Origin of the sequence: Planktothricoides raciborskii GIHE-MW2 (assembly GCF_040564635.1) — a bacterium.
Classification (GTDB): domain Bacteria; phylum Cyanobacteriota; class Cyanobacteriia; order Cyanobacteriales; family Laspinemataceae; genus Planktothricoides; species Planktothricoides raciborskii.
Genome location: NZ_CP159837.1, coordinates 217,592 through 241,188 on the forward strand (window position 1 = coordinate 217,592; position 23,597 = coordinate 241,188).

At 45.3% G+C, this 23,597-nt stretch carries 15 protein-coding genes; 6 read left to right on the forward strand and 9 right to left on the reverse strand.

From position 1 onward, the window contains the following. Positions 1-85: 85 nt before the first annotated feature. Positions 86-304, forward strand: coding sequence for an ArsA-related P-loop ATPase (locus tag ABWT76_RS00795; protein WP_082348936.1), 219 nt, complete (start codon positions 86-88; stop codon positions 302-304). Between the two features lie 59 nt (positions 305-363). On the opposite strand, the gene ABWT76_RS00800 is transcribed toward ABWT76_RS00795, so the two are convergent. The 3 genes from ABWT76_RS00800 to ABWT76_RS00810 form a co-directional block, all read right to left on the reverse strand. Beyond that, a complete protein-coding gene (locus ABWT76_RS00800) occupies positions 364-2,649 on the reverse strand; it encodes a right-handed parallel beta-helix repeat-containing protein (protein WP_054467750.1) in 2,286 nt (761 codons plus the stop codon). 29 nt (positions 2,650-2,678) lie between these two features. After that, the gene (locus tag ABWT76_RS00805; RefSeq protein ID WP_156331877.1) at positions 2,679-2,906 is read right to left on the reverse strand and encodes a hypothetical protein; all 228 of its coding nucleotides are present in this window, start codon (positions 2,904-2,906) and stop codon (positions 2,679-2,681) included. Between the two features lie 234 nt (positions 2,907-3,140). After that, entirely contained in the window at positions 3,141-3,746 is a 606-nt protein-coding gene (locus tag ABWT76_RS00810) for an SLATT domain-containing protein (RefSeq protein ID WP_054467748.1), read from the reverse strand. Between the two features lie 62 nt (positions 3,747-3,808). Here ABWT76_RS00810 and ABWT76_RS00815 point away from each other — a divergent pair, with 62 nt between their 5' ends. Continuing rightward, positions 3,809-4,147, forward strand: coding sequence for a hypothetical protein (locus ABWT76_RS00815; RefSeq protein ID WP_156331875.1), 339 nt, complete (start codon positions 3,809-3,811; stop codon positions 4,145-4,147). A 469-nt stretch (positions 4,148-4,616) separates the two neighbouring features. Here the strand turns inward: ABWT76_RS00815 and ABWT76_RS00820 are convergent, their stop codons facing one another. The 5 genes from ABWT76_RS00820 to ABWT76_RS00840 all read right to left on the reverse strand — a co-directional run bounded on the left by ABWT76_RS00820 (position 4,617) and on the right by ABWT76_RS00840 (position 16,905). Beyond that, positions 4,617-7,337 (reverse strand): M6 family metalloprotease domain-containing protein, encoded by a 2,721-nt coding sequence (locus ABWT76_RS00820; RefSeq protein WP_354635483.1) that lies wholly within the window; start codon positions 7,335-7,337, stop codon positions 4,617-4,619. A 178-nt stretch (positions 7,338-7,515) separates the two neighbouring features. Further along, a complete protein-coding gene (locus ABWT76_RS00825; RefSeq protein ID WP_231636964.1) occupies positions 7,516-8,229 on the reverse strand; it encodes a response regulator transcription factor in 714 nt (237 codons plus the stop codon). Between the two features lie 1,578 nt (positions 8,230-9,807). Next, the gene (locus tag ABWT76_RS00830; protein ID WP_190878966.1) at positions 9,808-10,029 is read right to left on the reverse strand and encodes a hypothetical protein; all 222 of its coding nucleotides are present in this window, start codon (positions 10,027-10,029) and stop codon (positions 9,808-9,810) included. Positions 10,030-10,160: 131 nt separating this feature from the next. Beyond that, positions 10,161-13,235: a type ISP restriction/modification enzyme gene (locus ABWT76_RS00835; protein ID WP_354635484.1), complete on the reverse strand. Its 3,075-nt coding sequence runs from the start codon at positions 13,233-13,235 to the stop codon at positions 10,161-10,163. 340 nt (positions 13,236-13,575) lie between these two features. Continuing rightward, positions 13,576-16,905: a hypothetical protein gene (locus ABWT76_RS00840; RefSeq protein ID WP_354635485.1), complete on the reverse strand. Its 3,330-nt coding sequence runs from the start codon at positions 16,903-16,905 to the stop codon at positions 13,576-13,578. A 100-nt stretch (positions 16,906-17,005) separates the two neighbouring features. On the opposite strand from ABWT76_RS00840, the gene ABWT76_RS00845 reads away from it, so the two are divergent. From ABWT76_RS00845 to ABWT76_RS00860, 4 genes are all read left to right on the forward strand, one after another. Then, a complete protein-coding gene (locus ABWT76_RS00845; RefSeq protein WP_354635486.1) occupies positions 17,006-17,257 on the forward strand; it encodes a hypothetical protein in 252 nt (83 codons plus the stop codon). A gap of 252 nt (positions 17,258-17,509) precedes the next feature. Further along, positions 17,510-20,749, forward strand: coding sequence for a phosphoenolpyruvate carboxylase (locus ABWT76_RS00850; protein WP_054470028.1), 3,240 nt, complete (start codon positions 17,510-17,512; stop codon positions 20,747-20,749). 186 nt (positions 20,750-20,935) lie between these two features. Further along, positions 20,936-21,568 carry a hypothetical protein gene (locus tag ABWT76_RS00855; protein WP_072160946.1) on the forward strand — a complete coding sequence of 211 codons (633 nt, stop codon included), beginning with the start codon at positions 20,936-20,938 and terminating at the stop codon, positions 21,566-21,568. Positions 21,569-21,726: 158 nt separating this feature from the next. Further along, a complete protein-coding gene (locus ABWT76_RS00860; RefSeq protein ID WP_054470027.1) occupies positions 21,727-22,602 on the forward strand; it encodes an Npun_R2479 family HD domain-containing metalloprotein in 876 nt (291 codons plus the stop codon). Positions 22,603-22,804: 202 nt separating this feature from the next. Here ABWT76_RS00860 and ABWT76_RS00865 read toward each other — a convergent pair whose 3' ends face one another. Beyond that, positions 22,805-23,269 carry an SRPBCC family protein gene (locus ABWT76_RS00865; protein WP_054470026.1) on the reverse strand — a complete coding sequence of 155 codons (465 nt, stop codon included), beginning with the start codon at positions 23,267-23,269 and terminating at the stop codon, positions 22,805-22,807. Between the last annotated feature and the right edge of the window lie 328 nt (positions 23,270-23,597).

Sequence of the window (23,597 nt, forward strand, 5' to 3'; positions counted from 1 at the left end):
GTTTTTACCGATATGGTGACTATGGGTAAACTTTTGTTTTTCTTCCAGTTTTATCCCTCCAGTTTTATCCATTAAAGTGATTGATATGTTAAATCATCTTCAGCTAGTCATGTTAAGCGGCAAAGGTGGGGTAGGAAAAACCACCGTTGCGGCATCTCTGGGTTGGGGTTTATCTCAACGTTATCCAGATAAAAAGATTAGAATTATTTCCATGCGGCATAAAGGTTATCCGTTTTATGCCAAAACTATCGCCGCGTCTCGTCCCACCCTACGAATGCTTATTCGGGCAGTTAATTCTCGATGAATTTTCACCACCAAGACACAAAGGATTTTTAGAGGTATTTTTTAGGTAAATGGCGCAAATTAGCGGCGGAAATAATAACTAATACTGGTTATAAAAATAGTCCCTAATACCAGAATCCCGATCGCCCCTGAGTACGGAGGAAATAGCATTGAGGTTGATGGTGGCTTTTCTGGGCTTACTTCTATGCTTAAGTTAATCGCTTTAAATGTATTACCGTCGAGACTGACAGAGATAGTTTGATTTTCCGGGGAATTAGCTTGATTTATCTGGCAATTAGCCGTGGTTTCACCCTTATTTTCGATTAAAGTAACGCAATTAACCGACTGATTAGCATTTCCAACTTTCAAGCGGAAAGTCTCTGGTAAAATTCGGCCTAATGGCAAGTTAACTAGAGTTATTTTATCCGGTATTTGGGGGTTAAAAATAGCTTTAAGTTTTGCTAAGTCTGGTTCGGTAATTAAGGCACCAGGAAGGAAGTAATTAGCGCCGACAATGGGATTTGCGGCATCACTTATTTGTACCGAAGCCTGAGTAAATGGCAGAAAAACCTCCCCAGAATCAAGTACGGGCAAAAACTTGCTGGGCAGAGATTTTACCCTAGGCAATTTAGCATCTATTGGGGCAAAATTATTTTCTACTCGGTTTAAAAATAAGTTATATTCTACGGTTGTGCCATCAGGAATTTTCGGCTTAGATGTGGTGACTAATTCATGTTTTACCGCCAGGTTATTTCGCACAATAGTTCCCGCGTGCGATCGCCCATCCGCATCAAATAGGAGAATGCTATTATCTAATGTATTATTAGAGACATCAATCTGGGCATTTCCATAATTAGGGTTACCAGGGGTTAAACCCCAAATGGCGATACTATTTCTAGTGGAAGTATTAAAAACAATATTATCATGGATTTTATAATTAGAATTACCCAACGGACTGCCCCCGGAATCTAAACGAATTCCTGCCCCCCCATTATGTTGGGTATTATCCAAATAAGCCCAAACATCGTGGACTAGGTTATAGGCAATTTCTGTCCCTTCTGCGTCTCCCCCATTCCAACTATTAATCCCCGCTGTATCGGTTTTTTGCCGACCGATATTCCAAACATGATTATAGATAATCTGAGAATTTTTCAACGTTGCCGAAATACCGACGCCACCGCTGTTAAAAACCGTATTATTGCTAAATAAAATATCCCTGGCATCGCCATAAAATTGAATGCCATCAGAAATAGCAGAGTTATAACCACTGTCGTGAAAAACGTTATTATAGATTTTATGGTTTTTGCCTCGGACTTGTAATGCTTCTGCGGCGGTTTTGCCCACCTGTGAGTTAATTAGTTTATGGTTATTTCCCTCAATTTTAATTGCTGGGTAAACTCTGCCAAAACCGTGACCATGACCGGCATATTGCGAAGTAATTACCTCTAAGATATTATAGTAACTGTTGGCATTCATGGTAATCGAACCGCCAAAAAAATCGATATTTTTGATATGGATATGAGAGCGATCGCCTAGTTGAAAAATTTCTGCCTTATTCTTTAATTCAATAGTGTGATTTTCTATAGTCCCCCCAGGGGGTTTAAAATATAAAGTATAGGGTTCTCCCTGAGTGCCTTTGGTATCAAAAAACCATTCTTGTTCGGCATCCAAGGCTTGGTAGTTTCCCCAGATATAAAAAGGATCGTCACCAGAGGGTTGATGATAATTTAGCCAGGACATGGGAAAATCAAATTCAAACTCTACTCGTCCCGGAGTTGATTGGGTAATAGTTCCCACATTTCCCCACCATTCGTGACCGGGGATAAAGCTAATATAAGCATCATTCCAAAAGCCGGAAGCAAATTGTTTTAATTCCGAGGATTTATAATAAGCTGATGCTTCATAATGATCTTTTTTTGTAGAGGCGATCGCCTCTCCCAGAAAATTACCCCCAGAAGAAATAATATGGCGATCGCGGGTTAAATCAACAGCGCGGTTAATATTAGGCCAACGCGCTTCAATCATCATTAAATCATCAAAAAATAGTTGATTTTGACCAACCCCTAAATCCCAACTTGCATCTAACTTTATTTTATAAATCCCATTTTCATGTTCTTGCCATTGCCCTTCCAGCTTTCTTGCAGCGGAAATCACCACTTTTTCGCCGTTGTAAGCTTGAAAAATAATTGGTGCATTGGGCAAACCGGAATTTTTGGGTTGCACCAATTCTCGATAGATCCCTTTTCTAATGAAACAAGTATCTCCCGGTTTAGCAACATCAGCGCATTTTTGGATAGTTTGAAACGGTTGTGCGATGGAACCAGGGTTATTATTATTCCCATCAGGGGATACAAAATATGTTTTCATTGCTTCTATCAGAGAATTATGGGCATATTTTACCACAAAGACACAAAGGGACACAAAGGAATTGACTTGTAGGGGCGAAGCATTCGGGCAGTTAATTCTCGGTTTTCACCGTTAACATAATTACCCGAATGCTTCGCCCTTATTCGGGCAGTTAATTCTCGGTTTTCACCGTTAACGTAATTACCCGAATGCTTCGCCCTGATCGGCAAAACGTAGCAAAATGTAGGGTGTGTTAGGCTGGCAACTAATTTTGACATAAACAATTAACCTCTATTCCAGCCGTAACGCACCATGCGGAGGGTGTGGGGCCGCCATCGGTGTTGGGACACAGGGGCAGAGGAGCAGGAAACGAAACGAGAATAATTAACAAACAACAATCAACAAACAACAAACAACAAACAACAAACAACAAACAACCAGCAACAATCAACAATCAACAATCAACCACCAAATCGCTTTTATGCCAAAATCATCGCCGCGTCTAACCCACCCTACGAAGGCTGCTGAGTTGCGTTTTTATCGCCACTGGGCTTAAGTATCTGTGCTGGATTTGCCAGAACCAGGACTACATTAGATGAATCGTTGTATTGTGGGTGATCTTTATCAAAAATTTTGACCGCAGCATTGTACGCTCGCTCGGACAAAACTGGTGACTGGTGAGCAAGAGATGTAAAAGTCTTACTAATTTCTTCTAACTCCTCTAATGCTTGTTTCCTAGTAACATCCCCAGCCTCAAGACACAAACAAAGTACATCTATTTTCCGTCTTAGACTTCCATAGTCTGCTCCAGCATCATGGTGTTCTTTAGCTTTCTCAGCAAATTTTGAACCGCCTTGAAGAGCACTTGATACCGCCGCTAAAATCGAGGCAATACTAAGCACAATTCGGTTCTTTTGCGGCAAATCGGCAAAAATTGAAGTACCCACCACTGCACTAAGTGCTGCGGCGATCAAAGTCAACCCATAATGCCACCGTTCATTAACAGTAGCGGCTCTATAGTGACCTAACTGTATGCGTCCTGCACCTTTGCCATGCTTTTTAGCTCGTTTAATCAGATCATCAATTTTTTCTACCATAATTTGTTCTACCTTTACCATTTTTGTAGGTGTTGTAGATACATACTGATAAGTAGAATTGTTGGAATAGGGGAGGACAAGCATTGCCCTCCCCTATGGGTCAGTCAGAAAGCGATCGCCTATTCTACGCCTATTTTGCGATCGCCGTTGCCATTCGGTGTCGATTTGAAAGTAAAGTTACCTTTGAAGCGTTCCTCCTACGCTTTACAGGACTGTTTGTAGCGATCGACACCAATGGCTCGTTCAACTTCACAACTTTGTCAGCTATCCTCACTCAAGTTGTAATGATGTTCCAGAGATGTTCCTGCCGTGCTAGATCGCGGACTTCAGGGGTGCGGATGGAGGTGGATGTATCAGTTAGAATGCACTTGACCTGCCACATCCCAGGTGAGAGTGTAGTTTTGAAATCGGCCTCAACTTGAGTTGATAAGGAAGTGAGTTTTTGAATTAGATATTTGTCATCCACGACGTTTTCCTACAATTGAAATTTCTCCTGTTTGGTAATGCTTTTGAAAAACCCTAAAAAAACTTGACTTCTTCAGGCTTGAATTCGTGTTAAACCTGCTAGTTTTATTGGAATTTACATGAGGGATAAAGGCTTGAATATTGCCAAGTTTTATGATTCAATCTTTACCTAAATTAGATCCAGTGAAAATACGACAATCTCCGTATCCCTCTTTTGTCAACTTTGCCAGAAAATAATCTGGTATGCTTGCAACATAACACTGTTCTCAAAAATCTTGATGTCAGCCATTCGGGCGAGAAAATAAACGCGCAAATGATCGCTCTATCGACAGTTGAACATTTTGCCCTGATTTTTCTTGTTCCAGAGTGAAATAAGAGGGATAAGGTAAAGATTCCTGGGAAAAAAACCTGGTTTCTATGTAAGTCCTACCTTAGTTGCGCGAGGGGCTGAGGTTGTGGAAGTCTTAGCGAGATCGCGGCCTTAGCGAGTTCCATGCGACCGTCACCGCTAAAATCGCCGCTAAAGAAGCGAATGGCATCGCGTGTGAGGGACCCAAACCCAACGGTATTGCCCGCAAACCCCCAGTTGAGACGCTGGCCATCGCTGCGACCGAGCCACCAGTTGCCGTCGCTGGCGCAGTAGAACAGCACGTCGGTGCGACCGTCACCACTAAAGTCGCCGCTAAAAAACCGAATCTCATCGCGTGTGAGGTTGCCAAACCCAGCGGTATTGCCGGCAAACCCCCAGTTGAGACGCTGGCCGTCGCTGCGACCGAGCCACCAGTTGCCGTCGCTGGCGCAGTAGAACAGCACGTCGGTGCGACCGTCACCACTAAAGTCGCCGCTAAAAAACCGAATCTCATCGCGTGTGAGGGACCCAAACCCAACGGTATTGCCCGCAAACCCCCAGTTCAGACGCTGGCCGTCGCTGCGACCGAGCCACCAGTTGCCGTCGCTGGCGCAGTAGAACAGCACGTCGGTGCGACCGTCACCACTAAAGTCGCCGCTAAAAAACCGAATCTCATCGCGTGTGAGGTTGCCAAACCCAGCGGTATTGCCGGCAAACCCCCAGTTGAGACGCTGGCCGTCGCTGCGACCGAGCCACCAGTTGCCGTCGCTGGCGCAGTAGAACAGCACGTCGGTGCGACCGTTACCACTAAATTCGCCGGTAAAGAAGCGAATTCCATCGCGTGTGAGGTTGCCAAACCCAGCGGTATTGCCGGCAAACCCCCAGTTCAGACGCTGGCCGTCGCTGCGACCGAGCCACCAGTTGCCGTCGCTGGCGCAGTAGAACAGCACGTCGGTGCGACCGTCACCACTAAATTCGCCGGTAAAGAAGCGAATTCCATCGCGTGTGAGGTTGCCAAACCCAGCGGTATTGCCGGCAAAACCCCAGTTCAGACGCTGGCCGTCGCTGCGACCGAGCCACCAGTTGCTGTCGCTGGCGCAGTAGAACAGCACGTCGGTGCGATCGTCACCACTAAAGTCGCCGCTAAAAAACCGAATCTCATCGCGTGTGAGGTTGCCAAACCCAGCGGTATTGCCCGCAAACCACCAGTTGAGATACTGGCCGTCGCTGCGACCGAGCCACCAGTTGCTGTCGCTGGCGCAGTAGAACAGCACGTCGGTGCGATCGTCACCACTAAAGTCGTCGCTAAGGAAAGTCATGGTGGAACCAGATGCAGAAATTTGGGCGATCTTCAAACCAGAGTTGCTACCGTCCCACCATTTGCTGCTGGGACTTGTGGTATCAGAGAACTCAGTCTTATACGGGGCAAGGAACAGATCTGTGCTATCGCCCCCATTAACACCTTTCTCCAGATCGAAGCGGTTATCGGCCTGTTCCAAAGAACATTCGTAGTGTTCGCTGGGAGTCATCTGTTCATTGTTATTGCTCCCCTGTTCGTCAACGTGCCAGATAGCCAGTCCCGCATGAGGTAACGAAGTATCTCGACCTGTCTTTTGCCGGTTCTCGATGATGAAATACTCCGTCGCGTTTTTGGCATAGACGTAAAAGTCATTGTTGGCAGCAGAGAGGCTCGCCGTCATACCTGGAGTTATGGACACCACCTTTGTCGCCCAGCCCGCCTCATTTTTTAAGTAGGCACAGACTTGCACTGGGTTTTTATCATCTCCGCCATAAGCCATGAGGCAATAATTACCTACTCCATAAGATTCGTAGCCATAATCGTAGAAATCAGGAAAATCGCAGATCATGTGGCCATTTTCATGACAGAAGGTTCCCAAAGTCAGTTCACTACCGATATTGGTGATTTGGTAGTCATACAACTTCTTCCCTCCGACATCGTAGGGTGAAGCTAAACTCCAGGAGTGTGGCCAAAGCCCTTTAGCCCAATTATTAACCCTCTGTCCGACGTAAAACACGTTCAAGGCATAGACATAGCCGCTACTGTCGCTGGTAAGCTGACTGAAGTTAAAACCTTGGGATTTGAGGTAATTGAGTGCTTCAACGATCAGTTCCCTGGCTCGAATACCATAGGAAATCGTCTCGTCGGTGTAGTATGAGCGGTTATGGGCAGCCGTATAATATTGGGTCACGACATTGGTGTAAGTTAATTTACCCCGCGAATTGTCGTAGAAATAATCGCGTACTGACCCATTATTTCCAAACCCGTTGTAGCCCGGTAGGTTACAGAAGTTGCTTACCTCTTGCTGGGAAATGGTTGCGGAAACGTCGGGGAACTTGATCAAGATACATAACCCGACATAGTTACCAGTGGTGACAGTTGCGAGTGGCAACGCATCAGGCCCCGTCGTCGGCATTATTCCCCGTAACTGAGCCTTTTTTTGCCGACGACGGACTTGCCAGCGGCTTGCCTCTCCTTGCTGCATAGGTGCGCTCAGAGCTTTTTGTTTGGCACTATCCCGTCGGATGCGGATGTGTGGCTGAAGCCCTAAGCTTTGTGGGTCTAGCTCACCCACTTTGGCATCCGTTGGCAAAAGCTCATTTTTGTCATCGGAAAGCTGCGCGTACTTGTAGAAACCCGTGTCAGGGTCTTTAACCACGGTAAAACCATCAAGGGTTTCAAAGACCGCGTAATACTGGTTACCCGAACCCCTGACTTGGATGGTGCTGCCGTCGGGATTGGTAAAAGTAAATTCCTCGTTATTGAATGGCGTAGGCATAGATTATGTTCTCCTTCGGACAAACATTTTTGATCCATCAATGAGAAGTAATGTTAAACAGTTTGTCTAAGCAGCTTTTCAAAAGCTGGATGACCGCCTTTGATCTAATTCTGCCCAAAATAAACTGGGGAGGCAATACGACGATCTGCGTATAGGATTATGAAGATATTGCAACAAACTACCCTTTGATCAGCCCCAACTTTTCCAGTGCCACCATCACAGCACCCGTTCGAGTTTGCACACCCAACTTTGCGTAAAGATGCTCCAAATGTTTTCGCACCGTTCCCTCAGTGCAACCCAGCACTCTAGCAATTGAGGCATTGCTTTTATCCTTGGCAATCCAAAACAGTACCTCCGCCTCGCGTTTGGTGAGTCCTAGCAATTCCAGAGCCGAAATCGAGAAGGATGGCAGTTCTCGTTCTTCCACGAGGATAAGATACTGCTCCCTGATCGGGTGGGGAATCAGACGGACGCTCAACTGTCGTCCTGCTTGCTCCATCTGCAAGGGTAAACAGGAGGATACATTTTCATTGAATGTGAGTTGTGCAATCTGATGCTTGAACCAATGGTGTAAGGGTTCTGGCAATGAGTGTGGGCCACGCGCTAAAAAATACTGGCTTAACAGTTTTTCTGCCCGTTGAGTCATGAACTGCACCTGCTCATCGATCACCACAATAATTGCCCCCATACGATCCAAGATTTGCTTGAATTGTGTTAGGGTGTGCTGATTTTGGCTGAATGCATGGTTATTCTCCTCTGCCTGCATCAGGTGGGGGTGCAGGCGGTTCTCTACGCCGCGATCGCCTTCTGGGAAATTCATTCGGGCGAACGACTTAGCCGTCGCCGCGCCAAGAGCTTCGCGACTCAAGGAAATCCCTTGATTTGTTACCATAAATTCCTTCGCGATTCAAAAATGACAAAGCCCGCGCCGCAACGGTGACAAATACCGCCTCCGGCAAGCTAAAGCAAACCCCATCATTGGGCACTGAAATGGGGCGCTGGTATTAGCGACCCTGACGCAGCACGATATTTGGCCTGCGGATGTCTAGGACTTTAGCCAGTCCTCCGAAATTGTCCTAACCCTCTTGGCGAGTGCTATATGTCAAAAGTCCCCCTTCATCAAGCTGTCCGCCCTTTTTTAAGACTAGGGGGAACTGCGGATTTAGGGGGATTGCGCTACGCGAGAAAACGCGAAAGATCAAGTGTTGCATTATTTTGGTAAATTTTTCTGAATCAAGTATTTTTTTATACATAGAGTCAAAATGTTTTGCCGAGATTTTGGCGGAATATACGGATAAAAACGAGATACAAGGTATAAAAACATACCCATATCAGGAAAAGAGAAAGAGATTGGCGCAGCCTGCGCGTAGTGCCGCGTCGCCGCAGCCCAGGAGAATCACTCCTCCCATAGCTGGCGGAATTTCTCGCGATCGCTGACAACAGTTATAAATGCCACCTGAAATTCTGATATTTGACCGCTTCAAACTTCAGATAGCGGTCAGTTGGTGAAAACTTGACTTTTACATCTCGATCGCAGCAATAATGCTGCACCTACAACCTTTGATGCAAACCTGAAACCGCCAGAATTAGCCTGAACGGACTTGCCGATCCGATTAATATGAGACATCCCCTGACATCGTGGATCCATGCTAATCCAGCACAAAAAACGGTAACTTCTGGGGGTTACAAATAAGTTAACAGATCATCCTAGAAATGTGTTGCCATTTTGGCAGATTTTTCATTAAAGTAAGACTTTTTTTTTGCTTTTTACAGAAAAAATTATGGCATCCTTGAAAGTGGTTAATTAGTAAGGCTTTGAGTCTTAAATCTTGATCGCAGCCAGAAGACCGCACCCACAACCCTTGATGTAACACAGAATGAGTCCGACTTAGCTTTGATATACCGCCGCGTCTCGTCCCACCCTACGGCTTGTAGGGGCAAAGCATAAAGCCTGACGGCATAGCGAAAGCTTACCGGGCAGTTAATTCTCGGTTTTCACCGTTAACATAATTACCCGAATGCTTCGCCAGAACCCGGCAGTTAATTCTCGATGAATTTTCACCACAAAGACACAAAGGGACACAAAGGAATTGACTTGTAGGGGCGAAGCATTCGGGCAGTTAACTATCGGTTTTCACCGTTAACATAATTACCCGAATGCTTCGCCCTTATTCGGGCAGTTAACTATCGGTTTTCACCGTTAACATAATTACCCGAATGCTTCGCCAGAACCCGGCAGTTAATTCTCGATGAATTTTCACCACAAAGACACAAAGGGACACAAAGGAATTGACTTGTAGGGGCGAAGCATTCGGGCAGTTAACTATCGGTTTTCACCGTTAACATAATTACCCAAAAAACCAACCCATCCGCTGCCAACGGATTAATTACCCAAACAACCAACCCATCCGCTGCCAATCCGCTGCCAAGGTAGGGCGAAGCATTCCGTAGGGGCGAAGCATTCCGGTAGTTAATTTAATATTTTCAGCATCAAACTTCTGCCGGAATGCTTCGCCCTTACAATATTTTCAGCCATAATTTGTCTGCCGGAATGCTTCGCCCCTACAGGTATTTGTGGTTTACTCGCGGAGAAAATCGCTGTAATTACCCAAACAACCAACCCATCCGCTGCCAATCCGCTGCCAAATTTTTTCACCACAGAAACACAGATAATTAACAACAATAAGGACACGGCAATGCCGTGTCCCTACCCTAAAAAGCCCCCCTTTTTAAGGGGGGTTGGGGGGATCAATCCATTATTTTGTACTCTTGTCTAATTAACAACCGTAGGGACACGGCAATGCCGTGTCCCTACCCGCCCCATCATTCTAACAACGGCAAATTATTCACAATATCCACCGTCTCTAAACTAACCGTAATTACTTGACCAATTAACCGGACAATATATTGTTCATCATCTAAGCGGTTAGGGTCATTTTCAATGCCACTCCTTTTATCAACGGTTACTTGATAGCGGTCAATAATCCAATCTAAAGCGGAACGGTTGCCCAGACGATATTCAAAGACTTTCGGGGGAATACCCGCTAAAGTGAGAAACTCGTTATAAATTAACTGGGTTTTATCTTTACTCAGCTTCATCTTTTCCACCCGCCAATTTAAGGGAACCTCATTATTTTCGATAAATTTTAGGGGATATTCCGGTTGTTGTTCATAGTTGAGATGAATTTCCCCCAGGCGTTTTCCCGCATTGGCGAAACTATCAAAGTCTGGGGCGTAGGGAATGCGAGGTAATTCCCGTTTTAGGTTATCGGCGTATTTTTCCCGATAGGTGGGATGGTGTAAAAGGGCATATATATAATAGAAGATATCCCATTTACTGATAGCGGGGTTTTGGTATTCTTGACGAAAAGCATCTAAAGCCCAATCAGTGATATTTTCTTGGCGGTTGGTTCCGTCTTCATCGTAGGTATAGAAGGGGAAACATTGGGTTTTTTCTAAAATATCTAAGCAAGGTATTATTGGAGTCATCAGACAATGAAAAGGCTTACTACTACCGATACCACTTAAGCAAATAACTCGATTCTCTTTCTCAGTCTCCGGGGTAGGGAATATGTAGGGAAATTTACCGCGTACATCATTTAAGTAAGCAGCAAAGTATAGAAAAGAAGAGGTAAAAGGACGATAGAGAGATTTTCTGATATAATCTGGGTCATATTCTGCGATAATCCCTTGCTTTAAATATTTTTTTAAGTCGCGAGACCAGCTAATTTTAGTATCATCATAGGTGACAAAATTATCAACTCCAATAGATTTATCTTTGCAATCCTGCCATTTTCTCACTTGTTCATTATAAGTTGCGATCGCCCGTTGAATATTGGCAGCCAATTCATCGGCATTAAAATTATAAGCCCAAACATCGCGATTAGTTGCAACTCCTAAACTAAATATCTTAAAAATAGTATCGGTTGCTTCTCCCTTTGCTGCTTTGGTTTCCTTAGTTCCCATTGGGATAAAAGTTTCAAAATCAGCCTGCAACCCTGCGGTTAACCAGGTATTTTTTTTGTCTGGTTTAATTTCTTGCCAGTCAACCCCAGCTAAATGCTGAGATTTTTCTAAATAGGTATATTTTTCCTCTTTGCGCCAAAACTCACCCACGGCTGCATAGTAAATTTGACATTGAGATTTTTGACCTTCTTTCTTTTTAATCAACAGGTTAATACTCACCCCTACTTGAATCCCAAAAACATTATGAGTCGTTCCTGATAACTTGGGATTAGTTCGCACATTACCCCCCAAATCTAAAACATAAATCGCGTCAAAATCTTGGGCTAAATGTTGCCGCATCCCATCAAAAGCAATATTATCAATAAAACTGTTATTGCTGACAAATGCCACAATTCCCTCATCTTTAATTCTATCCGATGCCCAGCGAAATGCTTTCACATAAGGATCGGAAAGCTTATTTTTTAAAGTCGCTTTCGAGTCCTTAGCATAAGTCTCCGCTACCCGTCGATCAACCCCTCCCTTTTGGTCATATTTCCGGTTTTTATTATTATCATTCTCATTTTCCTGCCCTACATTATAAGGAGGATTGCCAATAACCACAAAAATCGGCGAATTTTGCTGCCGTTTCACCCGTTGGGTATTTTCGGGAGTAAACAAATCCAATTGCAACGACTCTTGATCCGAGAAAGTATCCACCAAACAAATCCCTTCAAACGGCTGATATTGCCCCGTTGCCGTCAAATATTCATGCTCAATATTCATCGAAGCAATATAATAAGGTAACAACATCACCTCATTGCAGTGCAACTCATGCTCATATTTATAAGATAAAGCAGTTTTTCTAATTTCCCGCATCACCCGCATCAGAAAATTACCCGTGCCCACAAACGGATCCAGAATATGCACCACTTTGTCGCTGAGAGATTTATTAAACTCTTTTCGCAGAATCTCATCAACACTTTTCACCATAAAATCTACAATCGGCTGCGGAGTATAAACAATCCCGTGAGTATCCGCTACCTTAACCGCAAACCCTTGGAAAAACTTCTCATAAACCGTGTTTAAAAAATGCTGTTTCTCGCTATACTCGTTAATTGTCGCGGCGGCTTCTTCTAATGCCCGATAAAAATAATCTACCTCCGCTAAAAAATGGGCGCGGCTAAAAGACTTAGAGGTTAAAGCCGAAATCACCTTCTCAATTTCCACCGCGATAATATTGCGGTTAGTAAAATCAGGGTTATTAAAAATCTGGCGAAAAATCCGTTCCGTGAGTAAATGCTGAATCAGCATCTCTTCTACTGCCGCATCAGAAATATTAGGATTAATCGACTGACGGCAAAGATTACTAAACCCATCAAAAGCATCAATAAATTTTTTATTGGTTTTCCGTTGCCCCTCAATTAACTCAACCAGTTTTTCCCCTAAGCTGCGAACTCTGTCCCCAAATTCTGCGGCGGCTTTTTCCCAATTTTCGATCTGGGGTGGGCGATATTCAAAAAATAGCTTAAGACTTTCTACCAGGACTTCCGGTTTAGTGATATCCCCATCATAAACTTGCTGTCCCCCTTGCCAAATAATCACCCGTTCAGGAGACTGAAAAATAATGTTATCTTTGGGATAGCCTTTGGCAAATTTCTTTTGCACTTCCTTGGCTAAATCATCTTCCGTATCTTTGGCTTCCCAGACCCCATGTTTGAGGGTATCTTGCCGAACTAATAACCCATCAACTTGGATGCGCTTTTTCTCGGTTAATTTTAGGCTATTTTCCTGTAGCAATATCCAGTTAAATTGCTGACAACAAGCGGTGAGCAAATCAGCAAAAGCTACTTTTACTGCCCCTTCATTAGCTGCCCCCAACTTAGCAAAGTTTTGTAATGTTTCGTAATATAACTTTACTGGTTTGTGGGTAGGTTTGAGGTTGAGAATAGCCATAAGCTTAATCCGATTTTTGTATAGGCGAAATTAGCTATATGTTACCACAGAGGTGGGGCGGAGGGGCAGAGGTGCAGAGGTGCCCGCCATCGGTGTGGGGTGCCCGCCATCGGCAGAGGTGCGGAAGGGCAGAGTCAACAATCAACAATCAACCACCAACAAACAACCACGAACAATATATATATGTCGGCACGTTTTCCCACTTTAACATTTTCTCTATGATATAATATACTTTCGGAGTTGTCAATAGTTTTTGAGAAAAAAGTTGGCGGAATTTTTACCACAGAGACACGGAGAAACACAGAGGACTCTGTGGTAGCAATTTAGGCGTTATTTGACCTTATAATTGGGTCTTAGAATTCGGCCAAGGAATTAAAGGATCTTGGGATAAGCGGTCAGAAACCCTTTGAGCACCGAGGGCATTTAAGTGACTGGGGTCGGAAAAATATTGATGCTCGTTCGGCCATTCTTGACTAAAATCTCGGAAGATAAATCCATGTTGCAATGCCAGCCCTAACATATACTTTTGAAAGGCGCTTTCATGTTTCATGCGAATCGGATCTAAATAATCTTCGGTTAGGGGAGTGTTAACAAAAACCAGTGAGACTTGATGCTTGTTGAGAAAGTCAAGTAAGTTAATGGTTGCTGTAGTTTGTTGACCCGTAAGGCTAAAGGATTCATAGTCAGCGTCATAGTCCCCAGAAACGAAAGCATATTGCTCATAATAACTCTTCGGGTCGAACTGAATGCTGATGGGCAGGAAACCATTAAAGTGACTGATAGATTTACCGTCGGTAATTGTGATTGCATCTAAAGGATTTACGGTGCCGTCTGAGGCCGAGTCGCAAACCAAAGATGTGTCCCCAGTTTTATCGGTACTTTGGCAAGAAAGAGACTTGGTTGAATCAGCGGATTTCTGTCGATCGCTAATAGAATTGCGGAGACTATAGGCAAACCAATTGTGCAATTCTTGGCGTTGAGAATAGGTAGCAGAAAGCGAGCCGACTTGTTCATTAAGCCATCGGTCAAGTTGCTGGTAGGCATCAGAGAAAGAGATGCCTTTTTTGGCTCGTTCGGCGAGGGTGGAGGTTAAGGAAGCCAAAGAATTTCCTGATTTAGATTCTGGGGGCAAAATTGCCGGGGGTGAACCGAATTGTAATTCTTTGTAGCCTGCGGAGGCGGTAATCATTTGAAAAGTGCGATCGCTTCTACCACTATTAAAAGCGCGTGCCCCATCGGCCCAAATAATTAAACGAGGCAACTGTTTAGCCCCAAGGAGTTGACGCACGAGCAAATCCACTACTTGAGCCGTTGCACCATTCACCCCAAAATTAAAAATGCGGAGATTAGGATAGCGATCGCTAAGTTGACGATGCATATGCCCTGGATCGACACCCCGTAGAGCGCGGGAACTGCCCACAATCAGCACATCGGGCACCCCATACTCAGCCACATACTGAGCATAAATCGCCAATTGGTCGTCCAGTTGCTGACTATTAAACGAAGGATATTTAAACTTTTCCGCGAGTCGGGGGCTAAAAAATTCAGCATCTCCGGTCATAGCTTGAGTAAAACCAGAAGCGTTAAACACTTCAGAGTTGTCCTCGGCCTTTGACCAATTCATATTGCCTAAATCGGAGTCACTGGCTCCGGTAAAATCCATCAACTCTTGATTGTCGATTTGGGTTGAAGCGGGCAGCAGGGCTGAAGATTCAGAGACTGCAGTGGTTGCTTGCCACTGCGCTTGATTAGTTTTGAACTGCTGGATTTGTAGCAGTTCCGCCAATAACCAATCCGCTTGCAGGGTAAACAATAAACCCAAAAGTCCCCAAATCATGGTTACTTTTGCCGAAGTTAAGTTGGTAGTGGGGGAAGTGGTAATGGGAACAAAAAGCCCAGAGAGGAGTAACCCTTGCTGGAGAGGATTGGGAGATGCTTCTTTCTTTTTCCGAAGTTTGACGGTGAGTGGCTTAGTCAGACAAGATTGTAAATCGTCTGAGTTGAGATCGGGATGCATCACCAAATTGCCCGGTTGGGGCAACAAGTCGGCAGTCGTCACCAAAGATGCGGGTTCGGTAACGGTAAATTCTGGGATGGTTTCCGTGCGAGACGAGCGGGACTGAAAATCCAGGCCATAGCGCCATTGCCCCTGGGCTTTTTGAAGCTGTTTTTGTCCCGCTCGCCTGCCGTAGACGCGCACTCCCAGGGTTTGCGGCAGATTCAGAGTAGCGACAAACTTGGCAACTTTCGCTCCGATCGCTCGCGGGGGGCAGGTGGGGGCTTCCACCAGAATATGCAGCAGGTCTGCTTTTTGACGGAGGGAAACCCGTATTCCCCCGGTATTGAGTTTTTCTTCCAAATCCGGGTGGAGTAGGCGATCGATCAAAAAAGTCAGGGCGGACAAATCTCCATTCTGGGCTAACTCCATCGTCGTGGGGGCAAGATGGCTAAACCGAGAAGCGGGCAAATCGATCCAATCTACCCACAGGGGGGTAGCATCCATATCCAGGGAACTGGTAGATTTATCACCTCTGAGACCATAGATAGTGACGCCATAGATATTCTGGGGGGCAATAGTTTCTAGGAGGGGAGCGATCGCTGCCTTAACTGCTTCCTTGTGAAAAGTCGTCGAATCCGTCCCATAAGCCGCTGAATCGATGGCAAAACCTGGGTCGCTCAAAAAGATATGTAGGGTCGATTCTTTCAGCACCCCAGAAATCTGTAAATCTTCAGCAAAACTACCCGGTAAAGCTTCCCGTAACCGTTGATGCAACAGTTGGGTAATTGCTTCCACATCTCCCCACCTGGCCCAATCTTTGAGCATCAGTTTTGCGGGGGTCAAATCGACCCGGAGAATCCATTCCGGCTGTTTTTCTCCGCTCACCTGACCGAGAATCACCGCATCTTTAAAGCCCTGTAAATCCAATTCTCGTAAGCGGGCGCCGAGGGAAGGGGCAATAGACAAGGGTTCTGGACTATAAGCAGACTGGCAAACCACCCAAAGACGCTTTTGGGGTTGAGAGTTGACCGCCTCCACCTTAGTATGCAGATAAACAGCCGACCAAGGATTAGGGGCAGCCGATGCAGGATTTGGCTCGGCTGCCTCTGTCCCTGCCGAGGGTGATGGGGAAGCGAGTGATGATTCCAGGGTTTGAACTTTCACAATCACCTTAACCCCTAAACCCCAAGACTTCAGGGCGTGACTCAGGTAATCGGCGATCGCCTTGGGATTTCCTTCGCGGGCAGCGTGCCAATCCTCGGACGGAGGGGGCAAAACTGGAGAAATTTTTTGCCTAGTTGGTCGCTGAGTGGTTTCCAAATCTGGAGGAGGTGCGACCCTCTCAGGGTCTTGAGGATTGAGTCGGACAGTCCAATTGGGGCGCTTTTGGCCGAAACTCCGACCGTGAACACAAATCACCAACACAGGTGGAGAACCTGAAGGCAAAAAATTCTGGAGATTGATTTGCTTAAGACCAAGAGTTAACTGGTCAACCACAATCGACACTTCTGGACAAGCTTCCCCTTCGCAGAGAATATCCAACAGATTCTGGCGTTGCCAGCATTGCACCTGAACGCCGGGAAGATTGACACAGCGAGTAGCCCAGTCATTGAGAGATAAATGACTGGTGGCGGTTTTCGGTGATTGGGTTAAATGCGGGGAGGGTGACATAACTGCTTATCCAATGAGTGCCTTCAGAGATACCATAATAACCACGAAATTTTGGCATAGTTGTATGCTGAAACTATCCCCAAAATTTCAGGAGGAATCAATGCCTAAGTTTCAGCCTGATTCTCAACCAGAGATGACTGCTAATGCAGCGGAAATGTTTAAGCAACTCAACATTGCTTCAGAGTCCCTGATTGCCTGTATAACCGTACCCATGTTACTGGGACTGGTTGGCGGAAAAGCGATCGCTGATGGCTTACAAAGCCTCGGTCAAGCCAGTGAAGAAATCTTTCGAGGCGATCGCCTCCCAGTTCTCCACTTTCCGGTGGCAGCGGACGCGAATCCTGAACAATAGTCAGAGAACATTAATTCCAGCTTAACCGAGGGAGAATAGATAATTGACCTTGCCTTCTGGGAGATTTCGACCCAGCCGAAGCATCTCCCAGGGGCAACAGCCGACGGCGCGGATATCGACTTTGTGATTTGTGATAGTAAACAATTATAAAGCCGCACAATTATATCAGTTATAAACGATTTACCCAGAGTAAGTGGTGGGTTGTGTTGAATTGCTCGTAAAATTATGGCGTAAGCTCCATCAACCCGGTCTATGATTACCCAAACATCAGACACCCAAGTCAACGTAGGGGCGCTTGGCGAAGCGCCCACGGAAATTCTGCTGCGGCATCGCCTCAAAATTGTAGAAGATATTTGGGAATTTGTTCTTTCTCAGGAGTGCGGTGCAGAATTTGTGGAGCAACTGAATCAAATGCGTTCGATGTGTTCTCCCGCGAGACAAGCGACCCAATTTTCAGCGTTTCCGATTCTCAAAATCGTGGAACAAATGGAAATTGAGCAAGCGATTCGTTTTTCTCGGGCTTTTGCTCTGTACTTTCAGATCATTAACATCGTTGAACAGCACTACGATCAGCGCTCTCAACTGGCTTACCGGACTTCAGGCGATCGCAATTTTCCCAATAGTCTGCAACGGGCTAAACCAACGAGTTCCCGCTTTAGTCAATCAGCCCCGCATCTCAATGGAGAGACTCAGGTAGCCAACAAAAAGCTCAAATCATCTGAAACCACACCCCGTGTGGTGCCGGTGGAGAACGACTTATCTCAGGGAGATACACCGAAAACCTCTCCAGAGTTGCCAGAAAAGCTGACAATTTCCCATCAGTGCTTATCGGAGCTGAGCATTTTTGCCACCAACCCAGTCCAACGGCGAGATTTAGGCACCTTTAACCAACTCTTTAGCAATTTATTGCGTTTGAATGTGCCGCCGCAGCAAATCCAGAAATTGCTAGATGAACTAGATGTCCGGTTGGTGTTTACGGCTCACCCCACGGAAATCGTGCGCCATACCTTGCGGACAAAGCAACGGCGCATTGCCAAACTGCTGCAAAAGCTAGACCGACTGGCGGATGCCCAAATGTTGCTAGACTTTGAGGATTCGGAGGACGAAGACACGCTTCTGGATCAGCTAACGGAAGAAATCCGTCTCTGGTGGCGGACTGACGAGTTGCATCAGTTCAAACCCACAGTGATGGATGAAGTGGACTATACGTTGCACTACTTTGAGGAAGTCCTGTTTGACGTATTGCCCTTACTGCATGAACGACTCAAACGTTCCTTGCAAAGTTGTTTCCCTTACCTCAAACCGCCGCAGTATAATTTCTGTAAATTTGGCTCCTGGGTGGGGGCAGATCGCGATGGCAACCCATTTTGTACCCCAGATGTCACCTGGAAAACCGCTTGCTACCAACGGCGCCTAGTCCTGGATAAATACATTGAATCCATTGAGCAGTTAGTAGAAATTCTGAGTGTCTCCCTCCACTGGAGTGAAGTTTCCCAGGAACTTTTAGACTCCTTAGAACAAGACCGACTGAACTTTCCAGACATTTATGAGGAATCAGCGATTCGCTATCGCCAAGAACCCTATCGGCTGAAACTGACTTATATTCTGCGGCGGCTGAAAAATACCCGCGATCGCAACTCCCGTTTATATGAACAAAACATCTTGGATTTGCGATCCTTCAAGGAAAAAATCAACCTCCCCATGTACCATTCTGGGGCAGAATTTCTGGCCGAACTCAATTTAATCAAACGCAACCTAGACACCACAGGTCTAACCTGTCGGGGGATCGAAACCCTAATTGCTCAAGTAGAAATTTATGGCTTCCACCTCGCGGCTTTAGATATCCGGCAAGAATCAACCCGTCACTCGGAGAGCATGAATGAAATTCTCGAATACTTGCAAATCTTGCCGCAATCTTACAACGAGATGCCCGAAGAACAGCGGATTTCTTGGCTGATTCGCGAACTGCAAACTCGCCGACCATTGATTCCTGACTCCCTGCCCTTTTCTGAATCAACCAGCGAAATTATTGAAACATTTCGCATTGTCCGCAAGTTGCAACAGGAATTTGGCCAAGAAATTTGCCAGACCTATATTATCAGCATGACCAAATCTGTCAGCAACTTACTGGAAGTCTTGCTGCTGGCTAAAGAAGCCGGGTTATACGATCCCGCCACGGGCATTAGCACCCTCCATGTCATCCCCTTATTTGAAACCGTAGAAGACCTAAAAAATGCCCCAGGAGTGATGAAACAGTTGTTTGATTTGCCCCTGTATCGGGCAATACTCAGCGGGGGTTATCGGGGCTTATCCGGGGAGCAGCGATCGGGGTCTGAGTCAATCCCTGGGTCGGTTGGTAAAAATTCCCATCAGACCGGGACATCCGAATCATTGCAAGAAATTATGTTAGGCTACTCCGACAGTAACAAAGATTCGGGTTTTCTTAGCAGTAATTGGGAGATTCATAAAGCTCAAAAACAACTGCAAAAAGTAGCCGAACCTTATAACATTGTCTTACGCATTTTTCACGGACGGGGCGGCTCCGTGGGACGCGGTGGCGGGCCTGCTTATGAGGCAATTTTAGCTCAACCAAATCGCACGGTGAATGGCCGGATTAAAATTACGGAACAAGGGGAAGTTTTAGGCAGTAAATATACATTGCCAGAGTTAGCGCTTTATAACTTAGAAAGCATTTCAACCGCAGTAATTCAAGCCAGTTTATTAGGGTCTGGCTTTGATGATATTGAACCGTGGAATGACATTGTAGAAGAGTTATCGGCGCGATCGCGGGCTTGTTACCGGGCGTTGATTTATGAACAACCTGACTTTGTGGATTTCTTCATGGAAGTCACCCCAATTCAAGAAATCAGTCAACTGCAAATTTCTTCTCGTCCGGCTCGTCGTCGTACTGGCAAAAAAGACCTCAGCACCTTGCGAGCAATTCCCTGGGTATTTAGCTGGACGCAAACTCGTTTTCTGGTGCCTGCCTGGTATGGAGTCGGCACCGCTTTAAACGAATTTTTACAACAGGAACCCGTAGAACACCTGAAACTCCTCCGCTATTTTTACCTAAAATGGCCATTCTTTAAAATGGTGATTAGTAAGGTAGAAATGACCCTCTCTAAAGTAGACCTAGAAATTAGCCATCACTACGTTAACGAACTCTCAACCCCAGAAAAACGTGAGGCATTTCAACAACTATTTGCCCAAATTAGCAATGAATACAACCTCACCCGTGATTTAGTCCTGAAAGTGACTGGCCATGAACGCTTATTAGATGGCGATCGCGCCCTCCAGCGTTCAGTCCAGCTACGCAACCAAACCATTGTCCCCTTGAGTTTATTGCAAGTTTCTTTGCTCAAACGACTCCGGGAACACAATACCCTAATGCCTTCAGGAGTCATCCACTCTCGCTATAATAAAAATGAATTATTGCGTGGTGCATTACTCACGATTAATGGCATTGCCGCTGGCATGAGAAACACCGGCTGATGGTTATTGGTTATTGGTTATTCGTTTTTTGTGGCTGGTGAGCGAAGCCGAACCAGTGATTGACCGTTGACCGTTGTAGGGGCGTTCTCGCATTCGCCCCTACCCCTCCGCCCCCCGCTCCCCTGCCCCCCCTGCCGATGGCGGGTCGGTGAGCACCGCTGCCCCCTATTCTCTGTTCCCCCCAAAATGCTTGGCAAACTTTTTTCAGAAAAACGTATATTAATTTGTACCTTTGTCGCGCTGACATCAGGCTTTTTTGGCTCTTATCTAGGCGGCCAAATCAATTGGTTCGCTCGGACGGCTCAGTGTCAAAACCAGCCCGAAGGATTAAATCATCTTTGTCGGGCATGGCAAACTCCCGGAGCCCTGTGGAAAGGTACTTTAGTCGGTGCTTGGATGGGGACAATTCTCGGTGCATTTATAGCCGGTTTAGCCACCAGAGAGGTTGAAAAGCACGATGGTGACGCCGAGTTGATTCAGAAGCAGGCGATCGCCGAATCGGGCTCACTCCCGTTAGAAGGACTAACAGCGGATGAAATTGCCACCCTACGGAGGGTATGGCGATCGCTCCTGGAAGCGGAAAAAAAAATCCCCCTCAAATCCTCAGCGGGTGATGACAGAGAGCAAAAGCCCTCAGAACCCATCAACAGTCCGCTATCATTGGCACAGTTTCTGGATTGGGCTGATGCGGTAGCAAAATCTACCCCAAATCCCCCTAAAATGAGTCGAAACCAGGGGCGAGAAATTTTAATTTATCTAGGTTTTCCCGAAAGCAGCATCGATACAGTGTGGCAAAACTTAAACCGATCAAATAAGTAGTAATTGCCTGTTTTTCAAAATTTATATAAACAATTAATAGTTAACAAGTTTTAATGATTAATTATGAACAAAAAATTAACCATGACTGATAATTACTCAATAAATTGATTTTTGCTAAAATCTATCGTCAAACCGTCAACATCACCGAACCAGAGGATATGTATAAAGCTACTGAACTGCTGATTGATGATTTTGTCAAAAAATTGCGATCGGCTTATCATCGCACTTATGGCAGACTGAAGCCAGACTATCCCGATATCTTGGCTTGGGCTGGAGCAATGGCCTTAGAAAACATTGCCAATAGTGATGCTCTTTATCACAATATTGAACATACCATCATTGTCACCTTAGTAGGCTTGGAAATTTTGCGTGGCAAACATATCCAAGAAGGGGGAGTTTCTTGTGAGGATTGGTTACATTTTACGATTTCTTTATTATACCATGATATTGGCTATGTCAAGGGAGTTTGTCTTCAAGATCGACCCGGATGCTATGCCACGGGAATTAATAACACGATGGTAGAATTACCTGCGGGAAAAACTGACGCTAGTCTCGCTCCTTATCGTGTCGATCGCGGTAAGCTATTTGTTCAAGAAAGATTTGGTGGTCATAAGCTGATTAATGCCAAAGAAATTCAGAAAAATATTGAATTTACTCGTTTTGCTTTAGCCTCAGCTTTGGCTCCTGAAGAAACCAAGACATACCCAGGATTAGTCCGGGCGGCAGATTTAATTGGGGAATTAAGCGAGGAGCGCTATTTTTTGAAATTACCGGCATTATTTTATGAATTTGAAGAAACGGGATATAATCAACAACTAGGGTGTAAAGGACTCGGAGATTTACGTCGGCACTATACGGAATTTTACTGGAATACGGTCTATCCGTTTATTGCCGATGCGATGACTTATTTAGAGTTGACCCAGGAAGGAAAACGAGTGCTAACAATTCTTTATAGCAATCTGTTTGCCATAAAGAATTCATCAATTGATAAAAGCAGTAATAAAATCATTAATAAAATCATTGACCCTGGGTAAACAGAGAAAAGAGATGCCTAGAAAAGAGATGCCTAGAAAAGAGATGCCTAGAAAAGAGATGCTAATATGAACCATGAAAATTCTCCCTCCTCTCCCCCTCTCTCCTCTGTGCGCTGTACTCTCCCCTCTCTCCTATCCCCTCTCTCATCTCTCCTCTGATGTCAATTGATGTCAATTGATGTCAATTATGGACTCAAGAGAATTAAACGGTTCCAGAACTGAGGTAAATTCTTTCAGCGACTTGCTTAAATCGTCGCAGTTGAGCCTGCATATCTTGTCGCGTCCAATTCGCCGCAAACCGATTGAACCCAAACTCAACGATCGGATTGGGAATCGAAAACTCAAAGCGATTCACTAATCGAGTGCCTTTGCCTTCAGGCTGACATTCCCAGCGATCGCGCCCGGTAAAAAAACCCTGAAATTGCCAGACGATCAACCCGGGTTCTCGTTCGACCACCACACTATTGAGAGTGGGTTGCCACAAGGGAGTCAAGATTCTAAATCGACTTCGACTGCCTAGTTCTGTACTCCACTCGCCCACCGGATCGCACCGTAAAGCGGGATTGAGCCAAAGATGCATTAATTCTAAATCAGTGATACAGCGTTCTACTGTGGTAGCGGATGCGCGAATTTGAATTGACTGCTCAAAAGTTTGACGAGAGACCATTTTTATGCTATAGGGAAGTGATAGACGGTAAGGGGAAAAAATACTCGGGAAGGATTAACTCCTCTAATCGAATAACATAGTAAAAAAACTCAGAATTATCAAAATCTTAGAAAATTAATTAAAAATTAATTTTTGAACAGCTTGAATAATCTGAGTTAGATATATGGCAAGCTATATGGCCAGCTATATCGCCAGCTACATCATAAAGCTTCCAGGAATTGCCGAGATTGTCAACAAGTAGCAATTCTTAACCAACAACAAGGCAACCAAATCAGCATCAGTCTTGTAAGATAGTGCCAAGTGCTGTACAAATTCTGAACAACGAGAC

What these genes read in the sequence shown, in the direction of transcription:
- ABWT76_RS00795 (WP_082348936.1), top strand. Translation starts at nt 86, where the DNA reads ATGTTAAATCATCTTCAGCTAGTCATGTTAAGCGGCAAAGGTGGGGTA.
- ABWT76_RS00800 (WP_054467750.1), bottom strand. Translation starts at nt 2,649, where the DNA reads ATGAAAACATATTTTGTATCCCCTGATGGGAATAATAATAACCCTGGT.
- ABWT76_RS00805 (WP_156331877.1), bottom strand. Translation starts at nt 2,906, where the DNA reads ATGTCAAAATTAGTTGCCAGCCTAACACACCCTACATTTTGCTACGTT.
- ABWT76_RS00810 (WP_054467748.1), bottom strand. Translation starts at nt 3,746, where the DNA reads ATGGTAAAGGTAGAACAAATTATGGTAGAAAAAATTGATGATCTGATT.
- ABWT76_RS00820 (WP_354635483.1), bottom strand. Translation starts at nt 7,337, where the DNA reads ATGCCTACGCCATTCAATAACGAGGAATTTACTTTTACCAATCCCGAC.
- ABWT76_RS00825 (WP_231636964.1), bottom strand. Translation starts at nt 8,229, where the DNA reads ATGGTAACAAATCAAGGGATTTCCTTGAGTCGCGAAGCTCTTGGCGCG.
- ABWT76_RS00835 (WP_354635484.1), bottom strand. Translation starts at nt 13,235, where the DNA reads ATGGCTATTCTCAACCTCAAACCTACCCACAAACCAGTAAAGTTATAT.
- ABWT76_RS00840 (WP_354635485.1), bottom strand. Translation starts at nt 16,905, where the DNA reads ATGTCACCCTCCCCGCATTTAACCCAATCACCGAAAACCGCCACCAGT.
- ABWT76_RS00845 (WP_354635486.1), top strand. Translation starts at nt 17,006, where the DNA reads ATGCCTAAGTTTCAGCCTGATTCTCAACCAGAGATGACTGCTAATGCA.
- ABWT76_RS00850 (WP_054470028.1), top strand. Translation starts at nt 17,510, where the DNA reads ATGATTACCCAAACATCAGACACCCAAGTCAACGTAGGGGCGCTTGGC.
- ABWT76_RS00855 (WP_072160946.1), top strand. Translation starts at nt 20,936, where the DNA reads ATGCTTGGCAAACTTTTTTCAGAAAAACGTATATTAATTTGTACCTTT.
- ABWT76_RS00860 (WP_054470027.1), top strand. Translation starts at nt 21,727, where the DNA reads ATGTATAAAGCTACTGAACTGCTGATTGATGATTTTGTCAAAAAATTG.
- ABWT76_RS00865 (WP_054470026.1), bottom strand. Translation starts at nt 23,269, where the DNA reads ATGGTCTCTCGTCAAACTTTTGAGCAGTCAATTCAAATTCGCGCATCC.